19 protein-coding genes and 1 tRNA gene are annotated in these 23,354 nt (G+C 42.0%); 9 read left to right on the forward strand and 11 right to left on the reverse strand.

Annotation, left to right across the window (positions count from 1 at the left end; all coding sequences use genetic code 11):
* Window positions 1-142: 142 nt before the first annotated feature.
* Entirely contained in the window at window positions 143-940 is a 798-nt protein-coding gene (locus Q0541_RS11520) for a 7-carboxy-7-deazaguanine synthase QueE (RefSeq protein ID WP_298909955.1), read from the reverse strand.
* 198 nt (window positions 941-1,138) lie between these two features.
* Between Q0541_RS11520 and Q0541_RS11525 the strand changes: the two genes are divergently transcribed.
* Complete coding sequence (locus Q0541_RS11525; protein ID WP_298909959.1) at window positions 1,139-2,188, forward strand: sugar transferase; 1,050 nt, start codon at window positions 1,139-1,141, stop codon at window positions 2,186-2,188.
* 274 nt (window positions 2,189-2,462) lie between these two features.
* On the opposite strand, the gene Q0541_RS11530 is transcribed toward Q0541_RS11525, so the two are convergent.
* The 6 genes from Q0541_RS11530 to Q0541_RS11555 all read right to left on the reverse strand — a co-directional run bounded on the left by Q0541_RS11530 (window position 2,463) and on the right by Q0541_RS11555 (window position 8,577).
* A complete protein-coding gene (locus Q0541_RS11530; protein WP_298909961.1) occupies window positions 2,463-3,917 on the reverse strand; it encodes a YcjF family protein in 1,455 nt (484 codons plus the stop codon).
* A gap of 103 nt (window positions 3,918-4,020) precedes the next feature.
* Window positions 4,021-4,097 (reverse strand) — tRNA-Met (locus Q0541_RS11535).
* 46 nt (window positions 4,098-4,143) lie between these two features.
* Window positions 4,144-5,097 (reverse strand): asparaginase, encoded by a 954-nt coding sequence (locus Q0541_RS11540; RefSeq protein WP_298909964.1) that lies wholly within the window; start codon window positions 5,095-5,097, stop codon window positions 4,144-4,146.
* A gap of 219 nt (window positions 5,098-5,316) precedes the next feature.
* Window positions 5,317-5,817, reverse strand: coding sequence for a CGLD27 family protein (locus tag Q0541_RS11545; protein ID WP_298909969.1), 501 nt, complete (start codon window positions 5,815-5,817; stop codon window positions 5,317-5,319).
* Window positions 5,814-6,272, reverse strand: a complete 459-nt coding sequence (gene rsfS / locus Q0541_RS11550) for a ribosome silencing factor (RefSeq protein WP_273768531.1) — start codon at window positions 6,270-6,272, stop codon at window positions 5,814-5,816. Before rsfS ends, Q0541_RS11545 begins: the two co-directional genes overlap by 4 nt.
* A 1,024-nt stretch (window positions 6,273-7,296) precedes the next feature.
* Window positions 7,297-8,577 (reverse strand): glycosyltransferase family 4 protein, encoded by a 1,281-nt coding sequence (locus Q0541_RS11555; protein WP_298909973.1) that lies wholly within the window; start codon window positions 8,575-8,577, stop codon window positions 7,297-7,299.
* A 288-nt stretch (window positions 8,578-8,865) separates the two neighbouring features.
* Here Q0541_RS11555 and Q0541_RS11560 point away from each other — a divergent pair, with 288 nt between their 5' ends.
* The 7 genes from Q0541_RS11560 (at window position 8,866) to Q0541_RS11590 (ending at window position 16,183) form a co-directional block, all read left to right on the forward strand.
* Window positions 8,866-10,134, forward strand: a complete 1,269-nt coding sequence (locus tag Q0541_RS11560) for a DNA cytosine methyltransferase (protein ID WP_298909976.1) — start codon at window positions 8,866-8,868, stop codon at window positions 10,132-10,134.
* A 79-nt stretch (window positions 10,135-10,213) separates the two neighbouring features.
* Window positions 10,214-10,894 (forward strand): deoxyribose-phosphate aldolase, encoded by a 681-nt coding sequence (gene deoC, locus Q0541_RS11565; RefSeq protein WP_298909978.1) that lies wholly within the window; start codon window positions 10,214-10,216, stop codon window positions 10,892-10,894.
* A gap of 312 nt (window positions 10,895-11,206) precedes the next feature.
* Window positions 11,207-12,136 (forward strand): DNA repair protein RecO, encoded by a 930-nt coding sequence (gene recO / locus Q0541_RS11570; RefSeq protein WP_298909980.1) that lies wholly within the window; start codon window positions 11,207-11,209, stop codon window positions 12,134-12,136.
* Complete coding sequence (locus tag Q0541_RS11575) at window positions 12,123-13,763, forward strand: MFS transporter (protein WP_298910013.1); 1,641 nt, start codon at window positions 12,123-12,125, stop codon at window positions 13,761-13,763. The genes recO and Q0541_RS11575 overlap by 14 nt, the downstream gene beginning before the upstream one ends.
* 349 nt (window positions 13,764-14,112) lie before the next feature.
* Window positions 14,113-15,261, forward strand: a complete 1,149-nt coding sequence (locus Q0541_RS11580; RefSeq protein WP_298909983.1) for a glycosyltransferase family 4 protein — start codon at window positions 14,113-14,115, stop codon at window positions 15,259-15,261.
* A gap of 237 nt (window positions 15,262-15,498) precedes the next feature.
* Entirely contained in the window at window positions 15,499-15,798 is a 300-nt protein-coding gene (locus tag Q0541_RS11585) for a type II toxin-antitoxin system HigB family toxin (RefSeq protein WP_298909986.1), read from the forward strand.
* Window positions 15,782-16,183 carry a transcriptional regulator gene (locus Q0541_RS11590; protein WP_298909989.1) on the forward strand — a complete coding sequence of 134 codons (402 nt, stop codon included), beginning with the start codon at window positions 15,782-15,784 and terminating at the stop codon, window positions 16,181-16,183. Before Q0541_RS11585 ends, Q0541_RS11590 begins: the two co-directional genes overlap by 17 nt.
* A gap of 448 nt (window positions 16,184-16,631) precedes the next feature.
* Here the strand turns inward: Q0541_RS11590 and Q0541_RS11595 are convergent, their stop codons facing one another.
* From Q0541_RS11595 to Q0541_RS11610, 4 genes are all read right to left on the reverse strand, one after another.
* A complete protein-coding gene (locus Q0541_RS11595) occupies window positions 16,632-17,447 on the reverse strand; it encodes a peptidase (protein ID WP_298909992.1) in 816 nt (271 codons plus the stop codon).
* Window positions 17,448-17,495: 48 nt separating this feature from the next.
* Window positions 17,496-17,729, reverse strand: coding sequence for a preprotein translocase subunit SecG (secG, locus tag Q0541_RS11600; RefSeq protein WP_012410686.1), 234 nt, complete (start codon window positions 17,727-17,729; stop codon window positions 17,496-17,498).
* A 143-nt stretch (window positions 17,730-17,872) separates the two neighbouring features.
* Window positions 17,873-19,471 (reverse strand): 2,3-bisphosphoglycerate-independent phosphoglycerate mutase, encoded by a 1,599-nt coding sequence (gene gpmI / locus Q0541_RS11605; RefSeq protein WP_298910001.1) that lies wholly within the window; start codon window positions 19,469-19,471, stop codon window positions 17,873-17,875.
* 223 nt (window positions 19,472-19,694) lie between these two features.
* Window positions 19,695-21,389 (reverse strand): ABC-F family ATP-binding cassette domain-containing protein, encoded by a 1,695-nt coding sequence (locus tag Q0541_RS11610; protein WP_298910004.1) that lies wholly within the window; start codon window positions 21,387-21,389, stop codon window positions 19,695-19,697.
* Between the two features lie 569 nt (window positions 21,390-21,958).
* Here Q0541_RS11610 and Q0541_RS11615 point away from each other — a divergent pair.
* Window positions 21,959-23,323 carry a tyrosine-type recombinase/integrase gene (locus tag Q0541_RS11615; protein WP_298910008.1) on the forward strand — a complete coding sequence of 455 codons (1,365 nt, stop codon included), beginning with the start codon at window positions 21,959-21,961 and terminating at the stop codon, window positions 23,321-23,323.
* Window positions 23,324-23,354 lie beyond the last annotated feature (31 nt).

The raw sequence follows: 23,354 nt of genomic DNA on the forward strand, positions 1-23,354 counted from the left end.
ATCTCGCGAATATTTTTGGCTTCTCCCCCTCTTTTTGCACAATTGGGATGCTCCCCTGCTGCCTCCCTGATTAGCAGCAGCTCAATGACTATTTCATAAAATCTTACTTTTTTCTTGACTACATCTTTATCAAACTCAAATTTTACAGCTGGTTCAGCATTTTATGCGTCTGAGGGATCACACGCACTTGCTTCACAAACCGCTTCATTAAAGCTTGCCACGTCAAAACTTGATCAGCCGTAGGGGCAAGTACAGGTATTGGGGAGAATTGTTCAGATGCAGCCAAAGGCGTAACAGGTTGTAAAAATACTGAGATATCTGGACTGACCTCTGCCACCAGCAAAGCTGAACGTTCCAACTCGGCTGGTTCTGTGTTTTGAGACACAATTATCTTGACAAAAACATTTAAATATGATTCATGACATAATTGGAGAAATTTAGCATGTTCTTGCCAATGACTTTCACCGCTGACACTGGGCAATTTGAAATCCATACCTACAGAGTCTAAGTAGGGGAGAATCATCGCCAGTTGTTCTGGGCGATGTCCGCCAGTTTCTAAGTATATAGGTAGACCAGTTATGGCTCGCACTTGGGGGAGAAACTGCATTAAAAATGGGGCATGAAGAAGTGGTTCGCCTCCAGTTAAGCTAATGCTATCGTGTAGACAAGGTAGATTTTGCTGTTCCACCCATTCGATTAATATGGGTAATGGGACAGGGTTAGAGTGGATTTCAAAGTCGCGCAATCCAGGCGATCGCTCTATCCGACAAGTAGCAGGTGCATTCCAAGTGTGGGCACTATCACAAAAGTGACAGTGCAAATCACACAAAGCAAAACGAATAAATATCTGACGCGTCCCTACATTCAGTCCTTCCCCTTGAATGGCAGAAAAGACCTCAACTAGGCGTGCGGTAGGTGTAACCGTAGTTTTAGCAATCATTTGATTAGAGCAACGCGATCGCGCTGCGTTGGCACAACAGCAAGGATGTTTTTTGGCTTCTTGTTCTATTGTGAATCGTCACTAACGATCTCCAATCTCAGCCCCGGTAAATAGCAATTAGTCCTTATTACTACTGATTCCAATATTAGATTAAGTAATTTTATAGGACAAAATAATGTTTGGTAGATTACATTATACATGGCAACGAAAGTGCAAAGCTTCATGACTAGCCAACCGACAGAGGTCGATTTTCCAGTTAATTCCCTAAATGACACGGCTATAATGCAGGTGCCCACGCGGTTGAGCGTGCTGGAGGCTTTAGGTTTTAAACAAACCTGCCAAAGCTTAATCCAACCCAATTCACATCTTAAGCAAATCATTATTGACTTTCACCAAACTACTTTTATAGATAGTAGTGGTTTAGGTGCGCTGGTCAGTAATTTTAAATACGCCCAGTCCAAAGGGATTGCATTAACACTGCGGAATGTAACACCTCAGGTAATGGCAGTCCTAAAACTCACAGGATTGGATCAGGTTTTTCCTTTAGAACTTGTGGATGAGGCATCGCTAGTAGAACAAGAAGACTTAGTAGATATTCGGAAGACAACTTCCCGGAAAGTAGAGCAGTTACCCACTACTCACCCTTCTGTGGCATCTTGGATGAAACGGTTATTAGACATTGTAGGGTCAGTGATCGGTTTATTAATTACAGGAGTTTTATTTATTCCGATTGCGATCGCTATTCAAATTAATGATCCCGGTCCCATTTTCTTTAGTCAAACCCGCTGTGGTTGGATGGGGAAGCGGTTTGAAATTTGGAAATTCCGCTCCATGTGTGTGGATGCGGAAGCGAAGAAATCTGAAGTCAAAAACCAAGTGCAAGGTGCCTTTTTCAAAAATGAGAATGACCCCAGAATTACCAAGGTAGGGCGCTTTTTACGGCGAACGAGTTTTGATGAACTACCCCAATTTTGGAACGTCCTCAAAGGAGAGATGAGTTTAGTAGGCACGCGACCACCTACACCTGATGAAGTGGAACGCTATGAAGTACCGGAGTGGCAACGTTTAGATGTTAAACCCGGTATGACTGGCGAATGGCAAGTAAATGGGCGTTCTACAGTCCGTAGTTTTGAAGATGTAATTCGCCTGGATTTGCAGTATCAAAAAAATTGGAGTTTGGTGTACGATTTAAAGCTAATTTTCAAAACTATAGCTATTCTGTTTAAGAGAAACAGTGGTGCTGTTTAGCTAACTACCTTTATTCACAATTTTTTGGTAACTCCCAATCACGAGAATTCTTAAATACACCCAAGCCTAAAATAGGCTTGGGTAAATTTTAGGTTCACCTACAGTACCATGTAAGTGTCATCCTCTGCTTAACAATATGCTGGCATGAATTGTCAGAAGATGTCTTTGACATAAACAATGTTAAAATCGCTGGTTTCAAAACCTAAATAATTATTTTTCAGCCTAATGCAAAGGCGCAAAGATGTTAAGAAAAACTCTGCGCCTCTGCGTGAACTTAACCTACCGCCTTCTGAACACCAACTACTTCAATCGGCTGCACCTCTGGCAACAAACGCTTCATACCTTGCTTAACAAACCCCTGTAAAAAACCAATTTGCTGATTTTGCCCAAATACCTTTTGCAAAGTTTGCCGCAAATTCTCCAAATTTAAACCAGTCCCGGAATCTATCGCTATTTCCTGCTGTTGGAAATACTCAACTAGACTTAACCCTGCTACCCTAGTCAGATAAGCTGCACTTACTCCCTGCACCACACCACCAGCAACAAAGGTAACGGCATTACTTTTAAGAACAGTACTAATCGCCTTTGTAGAAAGTTCAACTAAACCTAGTTTCAGCATCAAACTTCCCATTGTTCCAGCTACGGTTTGCGCCTGTTCTAAGGAAAACTTCTGCTGATAGATATTACCCAAATCCATTACCATCTGAGCATTAATTGCCGCAGTCGCTAGGATGTCAAGGGCTGGTACTGGGTTAGCAAAGGCAGCAGCAGCAGCTATCCACTGATATTGTTCAATAATTGGGGTGGCGCGATCGCGTCTGGTTCCATTCAGCCAGTTTTTCGCCTCAGCTTTCAACAACCCGGCTTTTCTGATGGTAGTTAGCCAAACCAACCGTTGTCCTTGCTGTGCCAAAACTTGATCCAACTGCTGCGTCAACTGCTGGATAGCTGGTGCTGGTTGTTCCATCCACTCTTGCACAGAACCATCAGCCTCATGCTTTCGGACTTTGATGGGAATCGGAGAGGCCGCAGTTGCAACTACATTTCCCTGCATCCACAGTTTCAATTGACTAGAGATGCTGGCGCTTTCATCGGTTAAATACTGGTCTTGTTTGTTGAAAACCAGGATTGTAGGCTGATTTGCTGCTTTTAGCTGCTGTAAGGTTTGAAATTCTGAGTCTGTCAAATCACCGTTTGTCAGGAACAGAACAAAATCAGATTTTGCCACTTCTGCCAAAATAGCTGCATCTGAATTGTCACTTACTTCTCTAAATAAAGGTGCTGTCTCTTCTAAAGACACTAAATTTCGTGTCTCTACATTTTGTAGCACTTGAATTAAAGTGCTTTTACCCACGGATTTACCGCCAGTCACAGCCACTTTAATTTCTTGCCTGTCTAATTCCAACAATAATTGGGCAATTTGTTCTCTGAGTGTCTCTAATGCCAGATGGTTTTCTGCTTCTTGTGCCAGTTGGTTTATTACGGCTTCAGTTTTAGCGATCGCACTTTCCCCAGTCGCCCGATCCACGAGCATACCATCTAGTTGCTCCAAACTGTCTTTCGGGCGATTTTGCTGGAATAACCACAAACCACCGCCTACAGCTAAAGCACTCAATAAACCAAACTCACCCACCTGCACTATAGAATCGTGCCAACTTTGTAACATCCACAGGGAAAAGGACAGTCCCAATCCTCCCACTAAAATTGGTCGCTGCAACTTCACAAGCATGATTCTCCGCGCTTTTTGGATGGCTATTTCTTCCAGAATAGATCAAAATAAAACAAAACCCTTCAATCTTTACTGATTGTAGGGTTTTGTTTTATCTTTTATTTGGTGGCGGGAAGTGGATTTGAACCACTGACCTTCGGGTTATGAGCCCGACGAGCTACCAGGCTGCTCTATCCCGCGTCGCTCTTAACTTTTATAGCATAACCTATAGTCAAGAGTTTGGCAACTACAAAAATGATAATTCTCCAATTACTTCTAAACGCTTGTATTTTCCCAAAGTCACAAACTTTTCTGAGAGGCTTTCGGCGGCGCTGGGACTAATCCAACCCATTTGTTGGAGTAAGTGAATAGCAACGGCATGTTTTGCCCGTTTTGTCCCATCCATGACTTTGATTGCCAATCCCATGCCCTCACCGAGTCTACCAATGCACTGCACTCCTTCGGCACCAGCTTTACTAACCAGTTCCCCTGGAGTTAAGCGCATCAGTTCCGTATCAAATTCTCCATCTCCTGCTACCATAGCGGGGTGATGAGTCATAGCACGGACGATGCGCTCCATATCCAAATTGGTACTAGAGGCTAACAGCGCATACAAAGAGGCCATATGACCGAGTTGCATCAGATAAGTTGGTGCGCCACAGTCATCATGAGCGCTGATAAATTCTTCAGCTGGCATTCGCAGCAACTCTGCTACTTTGCCCAAAATCAACTGCTGTATTGGGTGCTTGCGATCCAAGTAGTTATTCAAGGGCCAATGGCGCTGCTGACAAACGGCTAACATTCCCGCATGTTTACCAGAGCAATTGTACTCCAGAGGACTGCGCTTACCTTCAGGAATTGGACACTGGAGTATAGTCGGGTCAAGATCAGCTCGCCAAAGGATATTAAATACCTGTCGGACTTGATCTATTCTTCCTTTGTGGGAACTTGTAATAATTGCTAAGTCGCGATCACTGAGGTTATAGCGTTCCAGTGTACCCGTGGTGGTGACTGCGAGTGCCTGAAATGGTTTGAGCGCTGAACGAATAAATGTAGCAGTTTCAGAATTTCCGGCTACGGTTAGAACCCGTCCCCGTTCGTCGCATACAACAGCCTGGACTATATGCTTGGATTCAATAATACCTTCCCGCAGCAACCGGACTTCCAGTGCTGTGGCTTGAGTTCGTTTTCCCATTGTCATGGGTTTATATTTATCACCTTTTTTTAGTTAGGAGTTAGGAGTTAAGAATTATGAATTATTAACCAAACTCACTGGTGAGTTTTGAGTTCTGAGTAAAGTAAAAAGTACTTCATTTTGATCCTCTCAGTATATGCCCCGCTCCTTGTGGGCGGTCTTTTAACTCAGTACTCGGTACTCAGGACTCTTCATTAATCACTCCTAACTCCTGACTCCTAACTTTTAAAACAAATGCCAAACTATCGTACCAATAACGAACATTCCCGCCAAGCCAGCAACGGTAAATTGTAACCGCCGCAGAATAGGTTTGATTTCGTATGCCACAATTAAACGATCGCGGTTGAGGACTTCCTGTGGCTTCGTCCAAGTTTGGCCGTCATACCAGCCGGACTCTTCATAAAATACTGTGGGACTGCAAAGGCGATCGCACACGTAAAACCAGCCTAAGTACAACCTTACCAGTGCCAGGACTACTCCGACACTCGCTCCTGCTACACCACAAAGGATAAAATGTGCAATATACTTGTGGGGAGGAAAACTTGCCGCAGCTACAGGTCCTGCTACCAGCCAAGACAAACTCCAAATCCAAACAATTTTCGTGATATACTTGCGCCAATTTAAAGTGCTATCACGAAACAGCCAGGAAGTTTTTAACTCTTCGTACTCATTGAGTGGTTGTTGGTCTGTGGGAACTGGGCAATTTGAAACCGAAGACCTAATCATGTTGGCTTACCCTCACCCTCATCAGATTCTGGAAGGGAAATACGCTCTGCATGAATCCAGAACGCTTCTAAATTATAAAACTCCCGTTCCTTGGGCATCATAATGTGAACGATCACATCACCGTAGTCTTGTAGTACCCAACTTCCCTCGACTTTTCCTTCTGTCCTTATGGGACGCCGTTGCAATTCAGTTTCGACTTTTCCTTCAATTGCTTGAGCGATCGCCCTTACTTGTACCCTAGAATAGCCAGTCATCATCACAAAGTAATCAGCCAGGTAAGATACCTCTGCTACTTTGAGCAATAAAATCTCACCCGCTTTGCGGTCTGATGCAGCTTCTGCTATCGTTGCAGCTAATTTTTCGCTCGTCTCTTCAGTTTGGGCGTGGCTCTTTACCACACTTTTCGTCAGTGGGACAGATTGTAAGGGGAAATTTCCTTGGAAATAATCAGTCATTAAACCTCATGTGCTTTCTTTCTTTTGAAACAATTGTTTACATTTACTTACAAATAACAAACAATTGATCTGAAAATGTGTCAATAGGTTTTTTTGAATACTAACAAAAAAATAGGTGTCTATGGAAGCTGGTTTGATAATTGGCTGTTTATATTTCGACATCAGCAATCAGCAGTTGCGGATGGTTATTATGCAGCTTTTCAAGTGCGATTCGTTCAGTCGAAACCGAGCAATTGGGGGATGACTGGCTTTTACAGGGTAATTCATTAGGATTGAGTTCGCACTTTAATCCCTTGTAAATGACAACTTCATAATCTTACAAGTAGAGCGTAAGTACCCTAGAAAACGACAACCACCATCTTCTATACGTAGGAGTGAAAACACATATCTTCCACTGTAGAGACTAGCCCTCAATTGGTGAAGCGGGGATAAAAGCAAAAAGAGCTACTAGCCTAAAAGTGGTGTCCCATGAGTAAGTCCTTATGGATAACTCTCATCTAAGTCACTACTTGAATCACCGTTACTGCAAACCAGCGAAATTAGGCTTTATGCGCTGGAAGTCCCAAAAGGGTATAAGAAAAAAAAGGTTGGTATGAAGATTTTTATCGACATACCTACGTTATCCAAAAACTCGGTAAAAAGGTGGCATTCTAATGGAACAAAACTCCAGTTACGAGGAACGAAGTAACTCACCTAATTACTCTCAAAGAGGTGGAATACTTTCAGTAATCAGCTAAAAGGAAAACTCTGGATTAAAACCAGGTAGCAGGTGAGAGAAATTGAGCAAAGCTTCTGACACTCCGTCTCCGGTCTGAAGCTAATGCCTTGCTGTTTTCTGGATAATTCTTTCCACCATGCTGTACTAATAATTTGCAGGTAACGTCACATCTATACTTTCGGCTGTCTACTAAAAACTACAATACAACTGCTCTTGACTTAAACCCCCAGAATTAACCACCCTCAAAATCTGTTGCTATTTTAGATAGTGAGGGTAAAATTGCGACTTTCTGAGTTGGTTACATCCTCATGGGCTTTCTGCTCTCGATACTGTAACTCTTGTGGACTGAATTGCTCTACGATCTACCGTCAATGAGTAACACAACGACTCATACTGATTTAAAGCTTGCTCAAAAGCATAGTGTTCAACCGCATATTGACGACTTTTATAACCCAGAGTTTTGACTTTTTCGGGGTTTTGGTACAAATCTAAAATTGCCATTGCTAAAGCTTGAGGATCTTCTGGAGGAACGATAACTCCGCCGCCACTTTGCCTGATGGCTTTTGCGGCTGTACCATTGTCAGGGACAGAGGCAACTAAGGCCCTTCCACTGGCAAGTAGCACTTGAATTTTTGACGGCATATTGAAGGATACAACATTTTTCTTTTGCACCACCAAGCCAACATCAGCAGCTGCTAACATTTGTGGCAAATGTTGGCGGGGTTGAAATGGCAGTAGCAAAACATTATCTGCGCCGCAGTTTAGACATTCCTGTTGCAATCGCTGTAAACCTTTTGCCTCTCCAACGATGACAAAAACAATATCTGGGATATGGCGCAACTCAGAAGCAGCTTTGACAACGCCTTCTAAGCCTTGGGTTAAGGCAATGTTACCAGAATAAAGTACTACAAATTTGCCATTCAGATTATGTGCTGCGCGGAAAGGGTTATTTTCTTTAGGCAAAGGGCAGATAAAATTTACATCAACCCAGTTGGGAATTTGCATAATTTTGTCAGCTTCTACGCCCTTGGATCGCAAATTGTCCACAAACCCATCGGCGATGACGCTAATTTTACTGGCAGTGTGGTAAGCAAACTTTTCCAACACTGTAAATAACTGTATAAGCAATTTATTTTTCAGTAGGCCGACGTGGACTGCTGCTTCTGGTAATATATCTTGTAGATTTAAGATTACAGGACAGGCACGTAACCATCCTAAAAGAGCGACTGGTACACAGCTTGGCAAGGATGGCGATGTTGAGAGAATAACATCTGGGCGCCAACCGATGAGGGCAGGCACAAAACTAGTGACAACGAAACTAGCATCTAGTAACACCCGATCTAATAGGTTGGGTTGGGGACGAATCCAAACGTAACTGCGTTGAATTTGAACGCCATTTTTGTATTCGTTGACATACCACTTGCCCCGATATTCCTGGTAAATTTGACGCTCAGGGTAGTTGGGCATAGCGGTGACTACGCGCACTTGATGCCCACGCTTCACTAGTCCCTCTGCTAATTCGGTCATCAGTGGGGCAATACCAATTGGCTCTGGATAGTAGTTGTAGGAGTAAATTAAAATCCGCATAAAAAATTAGTCCGAAGTACCCCGGTTTTTTATTTCATGACAAATATTTGTCTTAAACATCATTTAGAGTTTGGAAACTCCTATATTTAATTGTGACTTCAGACTCTTTCTTTGTCAGGGATTTTTCTTAAAGATTGAGTAAACTTGGATATGAAATACTTAGGGAATCTGTGAATCTTTTTTACTATCCTGAGCACTATTTAAAGTGTTAGTCTCTAATTGGTACGTAAGTAGAAACTCTATATTTTTCGATATTAATTAAGACCGTTTTACAATATTAATTATTCAATGAGCGTTCGCCCTTGTATTTTCTCCTTTTTTGCTGGTTCAGGATTCCTAGATTTAGGTTTTGAAACCAGTGGTTTTAATATTGTTTACGTCAATGAAATTTTTTCCTCATTCATGGCAGCATACCGCTATTCACGGCAGGTTCTCAATCTCCCATTGCCAGAATACGGGTATGATGACAAAGAAGCAGGAGACGTAACCCAACTTCTCGAAGGTTTACAAACACAACACCTCCGGGAGTTAGTACAAGACTGCCGCAAATCTAATAATATTGTGGGCTTCATTGGCGGGCCTCCCTGTCCTGATTTTTCTATTGGGGGGAAAAATAGAGGACGTTTAGGAGATAATGGCAAGCTTTCCGCTTCTTACGTTGAATTAATTTGCCGCAATCTTCCAGATTTCTTTTTATTTGAGAACGTTAAGGGGTTGTGGAGAACGACAAAGCATCGTTTATTTTTTGAATCACTCAAGCAACAATTACTGGAAGCAGGCTATATATTAACAGAGCGGTTAATTAATGCTATCGAATATGGTGTACCCCAGGATAGAGAAAGAATTATTCTGATTGGTTTCCGAAATAATTTTATCCAGGATATAGGAATAAAAATTGGTAGTGAAAATTTACTACCTGAGACATACTTTCCTTGGGAAAATCATATTTTATATCCTCAAAGAAATGTTTTTGCTTATCCTTGGCGAAAGTGCGAACCATTCCAAGAAAATTCCATCATGCCTTGTCCTGACGGCATCCCTCAAGAATTAACAGTTGAATACTGGTTTAGAAAAAATAACGTGCTGAAGCATCCTAATGCTGAAAACTGTTTTCAACCAAGGGCAGGGATCACAAGATTTGCTGCTATTGATGAAGGAGATGATTCTAAAAAGTCTTTTAAGCGTCTGCACAGATGGCGTTACTCTCCGACAGCTTGCTATGGAAATAATGAAGTACATTTGCATCCCTATAAAATCCGGCGAATATCTGTAGCGGAAGCTTTAGCTATACAATCTTTGCCTGCAAATTTTGTCCTTCCAGAGAATATGTCGCTCACGAATATGTTTAAAACTATTGGTAATGGCGTACCATATTTGGCATCGAAGGCTTTAGCTAAAACTATTATTGACTTCTTAGGAACTGGCGGTAAAAATGCTGTTAATATTTCTAACCTTACTATGCCTAATGTCAACTTAAGCACTTACAGTAATTCCGGGAAATCTCCAAAGCCGACATCCAAAATAAGTCAGCCGTTTGTTTTCAGGATAAACTCGTAATAAATGTGGTTTAATATATATATAAGAAATGTTTTAATTTTTTATAAAGTTTAATAATCAATTACTGGCAGAAGACACGATGGCAGCAGACTATGCAGATATTGATATTGCGCCATTTATCGATCACGCCCTGTTAACGCCAACGGCTACTCCAGAGCAGGTTAAGCAGTGGTGTGAAGAAGCATACAGATTCAATTTTGCGGCGGTTTGCTTGTATCCCGCCTATGTCAAACAAGCAGTCGAACTCCTCCACGGCAAGAACCCAAAAGTCTGTACGGTGATTGGTTTTCCCTCTGGTGCAACGACTTCAGCAGTCAAGCTGTATGAGGCTCAAGAAGCAGCAGAAAATGGGGCCACAGAGTTGGATGTGGCAATGAACTTGGGCTGGTTGAAAGCTGGTAAAACTGAAGAAGTCCACCGGGAAATTGCCGAAATTTGTGAAGAAACTGGGCAAACTGTCAAGGTAATTTTGGAAACCAACCTGTTGACAGATGCGGAGAAAAAAATAGCTGCTGAAATAGCTATGGAGGCGGGGGCGGCTTTCTTAAAAACTAGTACAGGTTGGAATGGTGGTGCAACAGTGGCAGATGTGCGACTTTTGCAGGAATTGGCCAAAGAAAGGGTGGGAATTAAGGCTTCGGGTGGTATCCACACTATCAATCAAGCCCTAGACTTAATCGTAGCTGGTGCTACTAGATTAGGCACATCTCGCGGTATCGATTTGATCCGCCAGCGCGATAACCTGGGAAAGGGTGAATAGTGATTTGGACTTTGTCCTAACCTAATGACCAATAACCAATTTTAGATTTTAAATTTTGGATTTTGGTGAAGCAGCGCGGTCTTGGGGGTTTCCCCCATGAGTGACTGCTGTTAGCGCAGCGTTAGCGAGTCTTCGAGCGTCACCCGAAGGGATTGAGGATTCAAAATTTAAACCTGGTTTGAGAGCAACTAGTTTCAACTATGGAAAAATATAAAATCTAAAATCCTTTCCCAAGCCCCTACCTTGAGTATGGGGTTAATCTAAAATCCCAAATCTTAAATCCAAAATTGATTGGCTAATGACTAATTACTAATGAGTAGAACCTACAAAGCAACCGGAATTAATCTTAAAACCCAGGTGCTGGGAGAATCAGATAAAATAGTGACGATTTTGACACCGGAGTTGGGACTGATTCGAGCAGTGGCTCCAGGCGCACGTAAGCACAATTCCAGCCTGGGCGGCAGGAGTGGTATGTTTGTTGTCAATGAACTATTGATCGCCAAAGGGCGATCGCTTGATAAAATTACTCAAGCACAGACGTTAAAAACTTATCCTGGTTTAGCTAAAGATTTGGGAAAATTGGCTGCTAGTCAGTATTTAGCAGAAATAGTCTTGTGTCAAGCTTTGAGCGAACAACCCCAAGAAGAACTTTATGAGTTGTTCAATGAACATCTCCATCGGTTGGAGGCGTTGTCTAGTGCAAATGCGTCTGGTGTTTTGGCTCATCTGGCTCATGGGGTGTTTCATCTTTTAGCCTTAGCAGGACTAACACCGCAAGTGCAAATCTGTTGCCTATCTGGGCGCCCCCTCAAGCCAGACTTTACAGACCCCAACTGGCAGGTAGGATTTAGCATTCCTGCGGGTGGAGCAGTTTGCTTAGAAGCTTGGGAACGTTTACGAACAGAAGGAGAGAGGGAGAAAGGGATACAAAGAAATTCATCTTTTTCTCTATCACCCAATCACCCCATTATTCCATCACCTCCAAAACCTAGCTCCCAAACAGTTGTTGTGCATCGGCAAGAAATACCTGTGATTTCTAGTCGTCCGGGTGCTATGGAATTGGCTTTGCTTCAACATCTGTCACAACCAGAGATAATGCAAATTGATGGTGCTAGAGATCATAACTGGTTATCTGTTGAGCAGATTTTGCGCCAGTATGCTCAGTATCAATTAGGTCGCCCTATTCGCTCTGCTACCTTGATCGACTCTTATTTTGCTGCCAACCATGATGCAACCATCTGATTTGGATAAAAAAATCCCGCCTTTGTCACCAAGCCTTGTCAAAAAACAGAATGGGGCATTAGATCCTCTAGTCAAGAGTCACTTGAGTGCCGTTTCCAACTGTACACCTAGTCAAATCAATAGCCAAGAAATATCCCCAAAAGACGTTTCTAAAAACGAGCAAAATTGGACAGAGGACATCCCAAAAACTGATGTTCCTAGTCAATCAGAAACACAATCTGAGGACAAATTAACCACTACTGAGATAGATAGCAATGGGCAAAGTTTGCCAGTAGCTTCTCCCCCAGAAAAAGAACCACCGAAATTAGATGGCTCTGGTTCAGGTTCAGAAGCTGTTTTAGGAAATGTCAAACAAAAGGGGTTTTTGCCCGTATTAAAAAACCCTAATTTTCTAGCTCTTTGGGGTGGTCAAGTTTTCTCCCAACTAGCAGATAAAGTTTATTTGGTGCTGATGATTGCCTTGATTAATACTCAGTTTCAAGCAAGTAATCAGAGTATTAGTGGTTGGGTATCAGTCTTGATGATGGCTTTTACTATTCCAGCCGTATTGTTTGGTTCCGTTGCTGGTGTGTTTGTTGATCGCTGGTCGAAAAAGGCTGTGCTAGTGGCAACGAATATTTGGCGCGGCATCCTGGTTTTGTCAATTCCCTTCCTGCTGTGGTTAACTCATGATTGGAAACCCATAGGAGTGCTGCCAGTGGGTTTTTTGATCATCCTGGGTGTGACTTTTTTAGTTTCCACACTGACGCAGTTTTTTGCACCGGCAGAACAGGCGGCAATTCCTTTGATAGTAGAAGAACAACATTTGCTCTCGGCAAATTCGCTTTACACGACAACGATGATGGCATCGGTGATTGTTGGGTTTGCCGTCGGGGAACCATTGTTAGCGATCGCTGATGGACTTTGGCTGCAAATTGGTGGTAATAGTAGTTTGGGCAAAGAACTTTTAGTAGGTGGTAGTTATGCGATCGCAGGAATAATTTTATTCCTCTTGGCAACTAACGAAAAACACCACGACCCCGATACAGAATTCCCTCATGTATTCTCCGACTTGCGGGATGGTTTTGCCTACCTCAAAGCAAATCATCGCGTCCGCAATGCTTTGATTCAGCTGATTATCTTGTTTTCTGTCTTTGCAGCATTAACTGTTCTAGCCGTTCGCATGGCAGAAATAATTCCTAACATGAAAGCCTCCCAGTTCGGCTTTTTACTAGCATCTGGCGGTGTTGGCATCGCTGCTGGAGCAACAATTCTCGGTCAATTTGGTCAACGCTTCTCCTATAGACAACTAAGTCTGTACGGTTGTATGGGCATGGCAGCATCCCTGATAGGTCTATCAGTATTTACAACCCAATTGTGGCTAGTCCTGTTACTAGTAGCGCTATTGGGTGTTTTTGGGGCGCTAGTGGGTATTCCCATGCAAACAGCGATCCAAACAGAAACACCTCCAGAAATGCGTGGTAAAGTCTTTGGCTTGCAGAACAATGTAATTAATATTGCTCTCTCCTTACCTTTGGCATTAACAGGTGTAGCAGAAACCTTTCTGGGATTACAGGTAGTTTTTTTGGGATTAGCAGCGATCGTCTTTTCAGGAGGTATATTAACCTGGTATAACTCACATAAGTAGTTATCAGCTAACAGGAGTTATTATTCATTACCTTGAAGTAATTACTAATTTCCTTAAAGCTTTTGTGTTCATGGTAAACTGTGGTCAGTGAAAATTTATCACATACTTGCGGGATATAAATCTGACATTAGTCAGAATAAGTTGTTTAAATATCATAAATTAACAACTTATAAGTAGAATAAATAAAGCCATAAATCCACTGGTTTAATCAGCTTAAAATAGGCTGTTTAAACTATATTGTGGTGGAAATCTGTAATAACTAAAAAAAACCAGCAAGTATAGAAAATAAAAATCACAAAGGACACACAAGTAATAGATTAAACCCGCTTTTCTTACAGCTAAATAAAGAATGCGTATAGCCTGGATTGGAAAAAAATCACCCTTTTGCGGGAATGTCACCTACAGTCGAGAAATTACAAATGCCTTGCTAGATAGGGGACATCAAGTTAGTTTTCTTCACTTCGCCCAGGAAGAGTCAGAACCTGACAATTGGCCAAATCTTCGAGAGGTTTCCCTCCCTTTCATTTACAAGTCCCAGGTTTATACAATTCCTACTTTTAAAGCCACTAAAGTTTTAACGGAGTCGCTGCGGGAAATCAAGCCAGATATAGTCCATGCTTCCTTGACGCTATCTCCTTTAGACTTTCTTCTACCGGAAATCTGTGAGGAACTGAGGTTGCCCCTAATTGCCACTTTTCACACACCGTTTGCTGGCAAGGGGGCAAAGCTGATATCGGGAACACAACTTTTGGCTTATCAGCTCTACGCGCCTTTTTTAGTTAACTATGATCGCGTGATTGTATTTTCCCAAATTCAGCGAGAATTATTGGCACGGATGGGCGTGAGAGAAGAAAATATTGCGGTAATTCCCAACGGTGTTGATACCGCCAAGTATTCTCCAGGACTTTCTAAAGTCAAAGCAGAATTTAAAGCCGAACGCTTGTTTGTCTATCAGGGTCGAATAGCGCCAGAGAAAAATGTCGAAGCCCTCCTCCGGGCTTGGAAGCAGTCTGCAATGGGGCTTGGTAGTAAGTTGCTAATTGTTGGCGACGGCCCTTTGAAGTCTTCTTTAGAGCCGTTTTTTGGCTCAGAGTACGGCATTATTTGGTTGGGATTTGTTGCTGATGAAGACCGACGCATCGAAATTTTGCGGGGCGCAGATGTATTTGTTTTGCCTTCATTGGTAGAGGGTTTGTCCCTATCTCTGTTAGAAGGAATGGCATGTGGGTTGGCTTGTTTAGCAACAGACGTGGGTGCAGATGGAGAAGTATTGGAAAAGGGCGCAGGTGTAGTTATTAGTACCAAAACAGCGCGATCGCAATTAAGAACCCTCTTGCCAGTGTTGCAAGACCATCCGGAGTTAACAACCTTACTGGGGCAAAAAGCCAGACAGCGTGTATTAGACCGCTATACCCTTAGTAAGAATATTAGTCTACTCGAAGAACTTTATAAAGAAGTTTTAGCACAGCGACCTCTACCGCTAAGTCGTAGAGCGTAGAGAAAGGGAAGAAGTGCGATCAATCAATCGCATTTTTACGCCCATCATTGTTGCGTAGACGCATGAAGCTTGGCTTCTTGCAGAGTACAGCTTGTCGTAAGACATCATCCTCCATTTCTTTTCAAAAAAAAACAGCGTTTGTTGCTTCTCCCTCATCAGCCTATTTTGTGATATCATTCTGTTTTCGATTAGTTCTCGTTATGAGAACTAAATCTCAATCAAGATGAATTATGAGAAATGCATGTTATCAGCTACCGAAGTTTAAGAAAATATATCGAAAGCCACGCTGATTGCCGTGAGGCTCTTGATAACTGGTATAAAGTTGCGAACAAGGCAGATTGGTCTAATTTGGTTGAGGTACAATTAGTTTTTCCGAAAGCAAAAGCGGTTGGTAATTTTACTATCTTAAACATTAAGGGTAATAAATATCGCTTAATTGTGAGTATAGATTATGAAATGCAATTAATTTATATCAAAAATATCTTTACCCATGCTGAATATGATAAGGAGGAATGGAAAAATGACCCTTACTTTTAATTCAGATAAATATAAAGAGTTATTATCTCATTATCAGCCAAAACTGATTAGGAATGAAAAAGAGAATGAAAAAGCTTTAGCTGTTGTAGAAGAATTGATGCACCGCCCTAACCGTAGCCCTGAAGAAGATGAACTTTATGAATTGCTAATTATTTTGATTGAAAAGTTTGAACAGGAATACTATTTGCCTGGAAAGGCATCTCAGCCTCATTCTATATTACTTTTTTTGATGGAGCAAAGGAATATTAAACAGTCTGATTTGGTGCGTGTTATTGGTTCTAAAGGGGTTGTTTCGGAAGTGGTTAACGGTAAGCGAGAAATCAGCAAAGCTCAAGCTAAGGCTTTGGGAGAATTTTTTCGGGTTGACTGTGGTTTGTTTATTTAATGGTAAATCTAAAAAAAGTGAATTATTTTGCGATCTGGTTAGAAATAAAATTCGGCTATGAACTTTGGGCAGATAAAGATTGTATGTACGTTAAAAATTTAAGAGAGTCAGATTTACAAAGACTCAATACCAATGTTTTCTATTTTAAAGAAGCATTCAAATCACAAACAGGTTTTAAGTATGTTTTTTTGAATAAAATTACTTTCTTATGAAACTTCAGTTGGTAGCAGACTATCACTTTGAATCCCAAAGCGTGAGGATAATTGCAACCCGCAGATCCCCGACTTCTCAAAGAAGTCGGGGATCTTGTTTCTCATGAATGATTGAGGATTGCTATAGGACTCACTAAGATGATAAAGCGGTAGAATAAAATATTCCTGCTGGTGTATCTTCAGTCCAAATTTTTGTACGCCTTGTAAATCTTTTTGATTGTAAGTGATGATATTGATCAATTAATCTTTGAATTATCCACTAAAGACCATCCTAAACTGGTTGGCTGTTCATAAACCCGCTTTAGAGTATTTACATCTCTGGAAGAAATAGGCGACGGGTTACGAACTTGAGAAAAATATAGTGCATCGGTTTGTAGCGGACTATGGCCCCAAATTCCCAATGCATGACCGAATTCGTGGCGGGCGGCCGCAATGAGATACTCACCTGTTTGACTGGGACTTAAAAAGATGGTGAAGCGGTGGAATAAAACTTTGTTGCTGGTGTATAACTCGTAAGTAGTTTGTGCCGATCGCGCCCGGGGTATATTACTACCAGGGGAAATTTGTAGAGGTGGCGCTTTTCGCACAATTGTAATATCAGCAATTTCTGGCTGTTCAACTACTATCAAAGGCAAATAAGTACTCCATTCTTGCACACCCTGCAAGACACCGTTAACCCATGCTTGAGTTTGTTTTTCACTGATGGCTTTTGGTGGTTCTACGTAAACTCGAACGGGAAATTGTGACCAGACCAAATAACCAACTTGGGTTGCTGTGATTTGGGAAAAGTAGTCACCACTATTAGTGCTATCTTGCCACTGTACAAGTGTGGGCGGTAAAGGATGGGGTTTTGGGGAAGATGAGGGAGGGAGAGAGATTATTAAGTCTGAATACTCATGTTTTGGTATTATTGTAAACCCATGACTCGACTGGAGATTTGTAAAAATGATTAATAGCCCTGTGCCAATAAATAAGGCAAGAGCTATAATTAACCGCCGTGAAATTAAATTTATTAGGGTCTTAAGTATCGCGTATTGGGTTCTTCTCCCCATTGACTTTTGACTTTTGACTTTTGACTTCCCGAAGAGGCTGACCTATCCTTATTTAGGCAGCCAACCAGCACTTAAAACTACTGTTAAGCCAAGAAAAATTACTGTCAATGCCCAAGTAATTCGATTTAAGGTGTTTTCTGCACTCTTGGTACTGCTAAATAGCTGGGCTTGTCCGCCAATGGCTCCAATGCCATCACCTTTGGGGCTATGCAGTAAAACCAAGATAATCAAACCAGTGGCGGAAAATGCCCAAATGCCTTGCACGATATTAGTAGCTGTCATGGTAGGAATCTCATTTATAAAAAGTTTTAAAAAAGAGAAGTCAGGGTTGGAAGTTAGGAGTTACGAGTTGGGAGTTAGGAAAGTCTTAATTCATCACTCTTCACTTTTAATTATTAACTCCTCACTCTTAACTCCTAACTTTTTTACAGCCCTACTTGCACAGGGGTGCGAGTGCGTTGCAACTCATATTCTGCTGTTTTCAGCAGCGATCGCCCTGTCATTTCTGGTGGCTGAGGCAGCTGTAAAATCTCTAGAATTGTGGGAGCGATGTCGGATAGCTTGCCATCGCTTCGCAGTTCGACATTTGTACCATATCCAGGGATTTTGACTTTCTCTCCTTCCACCAAGATAAAGGGGACTGGGTTAGTGGTATGAGCTGTCCAGGGATTACCCCCATTATCTAGCATATACTCAGCGTTGCCGTGGTCGGCAGTAATAATTGTTGTACCGCCGGCTTTTATAACGCTCTCTAGTAAACGTCCCAAACAGCGATCAACTGTTTCGACTGCTGTAATAGTAGCTTCGATTTGACCAGTATGCCCTACCATGTCTGGATTAGCATAGTTAATCACAACTAGGGAATACGTACCCTTTTGAATCGCAGCGATCGCTACATCTGTAACTGCTGCTGCTGACATGGCTGGGGCATGATCGTAAGTTGCTACCATCGGGCTGCTTACCAGTACCCGATCTTCTCCAGCAAAAGGTTCCTCCAGACCCCCATTAAAGAAATAGGTGACGTGGGCGTATTTTTCTGTTTCGGCAGTGCGGAACTGCTTCAGACTATGATTGGCTATCACTTCTCCCAGAATGTTACTGAGATTCTGAGGCTCAAAGGCTACAGCCACGGGTAAGTCTGAATCGTACTGCGTAAAGGTGACAAAAGACAGTGGTGTGATTTGCTGTCTTTCAAAACTGTTAAACGTGGGACTGACCAAAGCTTGAGTCAGTTGTCGGGAGCGATCCGGGCGGAAGTTAAAAAATATCACCCCATCCCCTGGTTCTATTGCGCCTGGAGCAATTCGGATTGGGTTGACAAATTCGTCTTTTATCCCTAAGGCGTAAGATGCTTGCAAGATTTCCACAGCCTTGAGACCATTACCAACACCATCTTGAGTCATCACGTCGTAGGTGCGTTTGACCCGATCCCAGCGGTGATCGCGATCCATCGCGTAGTAGCGACCACTGAGGGTGACTATGCGCCCAATCCCTGTGCGATCTATATAATCTTGCAGCAGTGTGATTGCTCTTACACCGTCAGTTGGGGCGGTGTCACGACCATCAGTGATGGCATGAATACAAACTTCTGGAATTCGCTGGTCTTTGGCTAAGTCAAGTAGTCCGAATAGATGGGTGATATGCGAATGTACCCCTCCCTCAGAACAAAGGCCTACTAGATGCAGCTTGCTATTCCGAGAGCGAACTTCCTGGCAAATTTTAACGAGTGCTGGGTTTAAAGCAATAGAACCGTCTTCGACTGCATCAGAGATGCGTACAAGTTCTTGCGGTACCACTCGCCCAGCACCAATGTTCAAATGACCAACTTCCGAGTTGCCCATTTGACCTTCTGGCAACCCTACGGCTTTTCCTGATGTGTGGATGAGGGTATGCGGGTAAGCTGCCCATAAACTGTCCACGATGGGAGTTTTAGCAGCAGTAATAGCGTTTCCTCGCGTCTGCTCGCAGTAGCCCCATCCGTCTAAAATGACTAGCACCACAGGAGCAACAGGTGCTTTGGTCATAGTAAAATTGCCCTTTACTTTTTGTAATACCCGAATGATACCACTGCTAATCCACGCCGCAAGTGAATTTTTGCTTATTAACTTTTTTTATTAAGAACTTGCAGCTTTTTGAAAGATTTTTGAAATTTTAGTAATTTTCCTGTGATGTTTTGGAACGTTTATAAGGAGTGATTACTTAGTAGTAGTAGTGTTTCAGACTACTACTAAGGCATTATCCAACCTCTTATTTCCTTTTCGTGGAAGCTTTAGCAGCTTTAGCAGCTTTTTTCGCTGCTTTTTCGGCTTCTATTGCAGCTAACTTCGCTTGTTCTTTTTCTTCGGCAATTTTCTGGAGATAGTAATGATAATCTCCTAAGTAAACCCGGAATTCACCATCACGAATTTCGACGATTTTGTTTGCTACTTGAGAAATAAAATAGCGATCGTGGGAAACTACAATTGCCGTACCATCATAATTTTTGAGCGCTTCTTCCAGCATTTCTTTAGCTGGAATATCTAGGTGGTTTGTCGGCTCATCTAAAATTAGTAAGTTCGCGGGACGTAAGAGCATTTTTGCCAACGCCAGACGAGCTTTTTCTCCTCCACTTAATGCCCCAACTGCCTTAAATACAGTGTCACCAGTGAATAAAAATCGTCCCAAAAGCGTGCGGACTTCTTGATTATCCCAATCGGGAACTTCATCATGGATAGTTTGCATGACAGTTCTTTTCAAGTCCAAGGCTTCAGCTTGATTTTGTTCAAAGTAACCAGGAAGAACGTTGTGATCGCCTAAATTCACGCTACCTTCTGTGGGTGGTTCCATACCCATAATCACGCGCAGAAGGGTAGATTTCCCAGCACCGTTGGGGCCTAGAAATGCAATCCGATCGCCTCTTTCAATTAGAAGATTCGTTCCTAAAAACAAAATCTTATCATCATAGATATGAGTTAAGTCTTTAATTTCTACTACCTCCCGTCCACTACGGGGTGCAGGCGGAAAACGGAAGTGGAGAGTTCTGACTCCCGCAATCGGTGCTTCAATGCGCTCAATTTTGTCGAGTTGCTTTTCCCGGCTTTTTGCCTGGGTACTACGAGTAGCACTGGCGCGAAATCTATCAACAAAGGTTTGCTGTTTCTCTAATTCTTTCTGTTGGCGTTCGTAGGCGCTAAGTTGTGCTGATTGACTTTCAGCTTTTTGTTCTAAATATGCTGAGTAGTTCCCAAGGTAAGTACTGGAAACGCCACGTTCAGTTTCCACAATTTGGGTGCAGAGGCGGTCAAGGAACTCCCGGTCATGGGAGACTATGACCATCGGCGTAACTAGCCCTCTGAGGTAATTTTCCAACCACTCAATGGTTTCTAAATCCAGGTGGTTAGTCGGTTCATCCAGCAGCAACAAGTCGGGTTTTTGCAGAAGAATTTTACCTAAACTCATCCGCATCTGCCAACCACCACTGAAGGCACTGACGAGGCGATCGCCATCTTCTAGCCCAAACCCCATCTCTGGTAAGATTTTCCCGATGCGTGCATCTAAGTTGTAGCCATCCAAGGCTTCAAATTTGCGCTGCAAGCGATCCAACTTGTCGATCAGTCGATCCAGTTCCTCTGGGTTAGCCGTTTCCATCTCTTGTGGTACATGTGCCAGAGACAACTGTACTTCGTTGGCTTCTTTGAAGACAGTCCAAAATTCTTCTCTAACAGTGCGGCTGGGGTCTACTTCAAACTCTTGGTTGAGGTAAGCTATGTGTAAGCTATTAGGACGAATGATTTCGCCGGCGGTAGGTTCAATTTCCCCAGAGATGATTTTGAGTTGGGTGGATTTTCCTGCACCGTTGACACCGACTAAGCCAATGCGATCGCCTGGTTTAACTTCCCAGTTGATATCTTTGAGAACTTCGCCTGTGGGATAAATTTTACTTATATGTTCTAATCGCAGCATTAAGTTTCTCTCAGGTAGGGAGTGGGTGGTTGAGGACGAAGTACTAACACCGCTTCCAATATTAACAAAAATTAACTATAAATTCGTCCTGAGTCAAGTTTCAAGGGCGCAAACAAAATTTCGCTTTACTCACGCATAAAACTTACCGCATCCTTTTCAAGGCTGACTTCGTGTTACTTGTCTGACTTCTTTGACACTCAAATCTAAAGCCGATGCTACTTGTTTTATACTCAACCCTGCTGCCAACCAACATTGGTAGTATTGCTTTTAGTTTACCTTTAACCTCACCTTGTTCAAAGGCTTCCTGATAAAATCTGGTATTTGACTCACTATTTATACAATCAATTTCCTACGCAGCTTATGCAAACTCTTCTGAACAATTGCCTAATTTGACAAAACGGCTAACAGTCTGGAAATTAAGTAGATAGGCACAAATAAACCTAACTATGTTATGACTTACGCAAAAACCGCCAAAAAGCTTAATTTACCGTAGATACGTAGTGGCTTGTCGCAGGCTACTGCCATATATTACCTTCACTTTGGAACTAATTTTACCTAATTTGAGTATTATGATAAATAACCTTAAAACACCCAGTAGTAAGGCTAAAAAGGGGCAAGTAACAGTTCGGATTGATTCAGGTGTAGTCAAAGCTTGCTTCCCTAGAAACTACTGCAACAAGAGCCAAATAAAGCTGGCAACAGGTATTCCTCTGGGAAATGGGTGGGAGTATATAGCTAGTAAGCTACAACGTAAATTACAAACAGAACTTGAGGATGGGGAGCTTGATGATGGTCAAGGGAACTTCAACTTGGGGCACTATCAGGATATTTTAAAGAAGTATGGCTTAAGATCAAATCTGAAGTTAGGGAAGAGTACTTTAACCTCAGAGGACCAATTACCACCTAAACGTGAGTTATCTCTAATGGAGATTTGGGATAGGTATTGTGAGAGTATAAAACCAGGGTTAAAGGAAACAACTTACGCTAAAGCTTTTAGTGAAACTTTTACTAATTTCCTGAAGTCAGCAATAGAAGCTACAAAAGCTGAAGATGCAGTAAAAATTAGAAATTGGTTGGTTGAAAATAGAAATTTACCTGCTGTTAAAAAGTTAATTAGTCATTTATCAAAAGCTTATAAATTTGCTATCAAAGGTCAGTTTATAAATCACGATCCTTTTGATGGTATGTCAGATGAAATCAAACAGTTAGGTGCAAAAGGTAAAAAACAAAATGAGGTAGAAACAGAAAGTGATGATGATATTTTAGATAGATCAAAATCCTATAGCTGGGATGAGGTATTAATTATCCTTGAAAGCATCAAGCAGACAACGCACTGGTATAACTTCATCAAGTTTAAATTCCTAACTGGAGTGCGTACAGGTGAAGCAGTTGCATTTATGTGGGGTGATGTTAAGTGGGATAGTGAAGAGATTTTAATCAGACGCACCTACGATAGAGTGACTAAAGGTTTTTACCCTACAAAAACAGCAAAGGGAAATCAAAGTGTAATTAGACGCTTTCCTTTACCTAAAGATGGGGAATTATGGAGCCTTCTAAAATCAATCCCTCAAGGTAAAGCTAATGAAATAGTATTTAAATCAAAGACAGGTAAGATAATACTAGGTACAACTTTCCATGCAGTCTGGAGTGGGGCGTATGGTAATAAAGGGATTATTCCTCTACTGATAAAGCAAGGTAAGCTTAGTAAATACCTTAAACCCTACAACACCAGGCATACATTTATTACTCACCAAATATTTGATTTAGGCAGAGATGAGAAAATAGTTTCTGCTTGGTGTGGGCATGGTGAGATGGTAAGCCAAAAGCATTATCAGGATATAACTGATAGGGCTATGCAAATTAACCCTGAACTTCCAGCTAACACTAGTCAGCAGGTACAACAGTCAGAGATACAGCGTATTGCAGGTTTATGAGGTACAGTAACAACAGTTTGTAAACCAGTTT

This window comes from uncultured Nostoc sp., assembly GCF_937863485.1.
Classification (GTDB): Bacteria; Cyanobacteriota; Cyanobacteriia; order Cyanobacteriales; family Nostocaceae; genus Nostoc.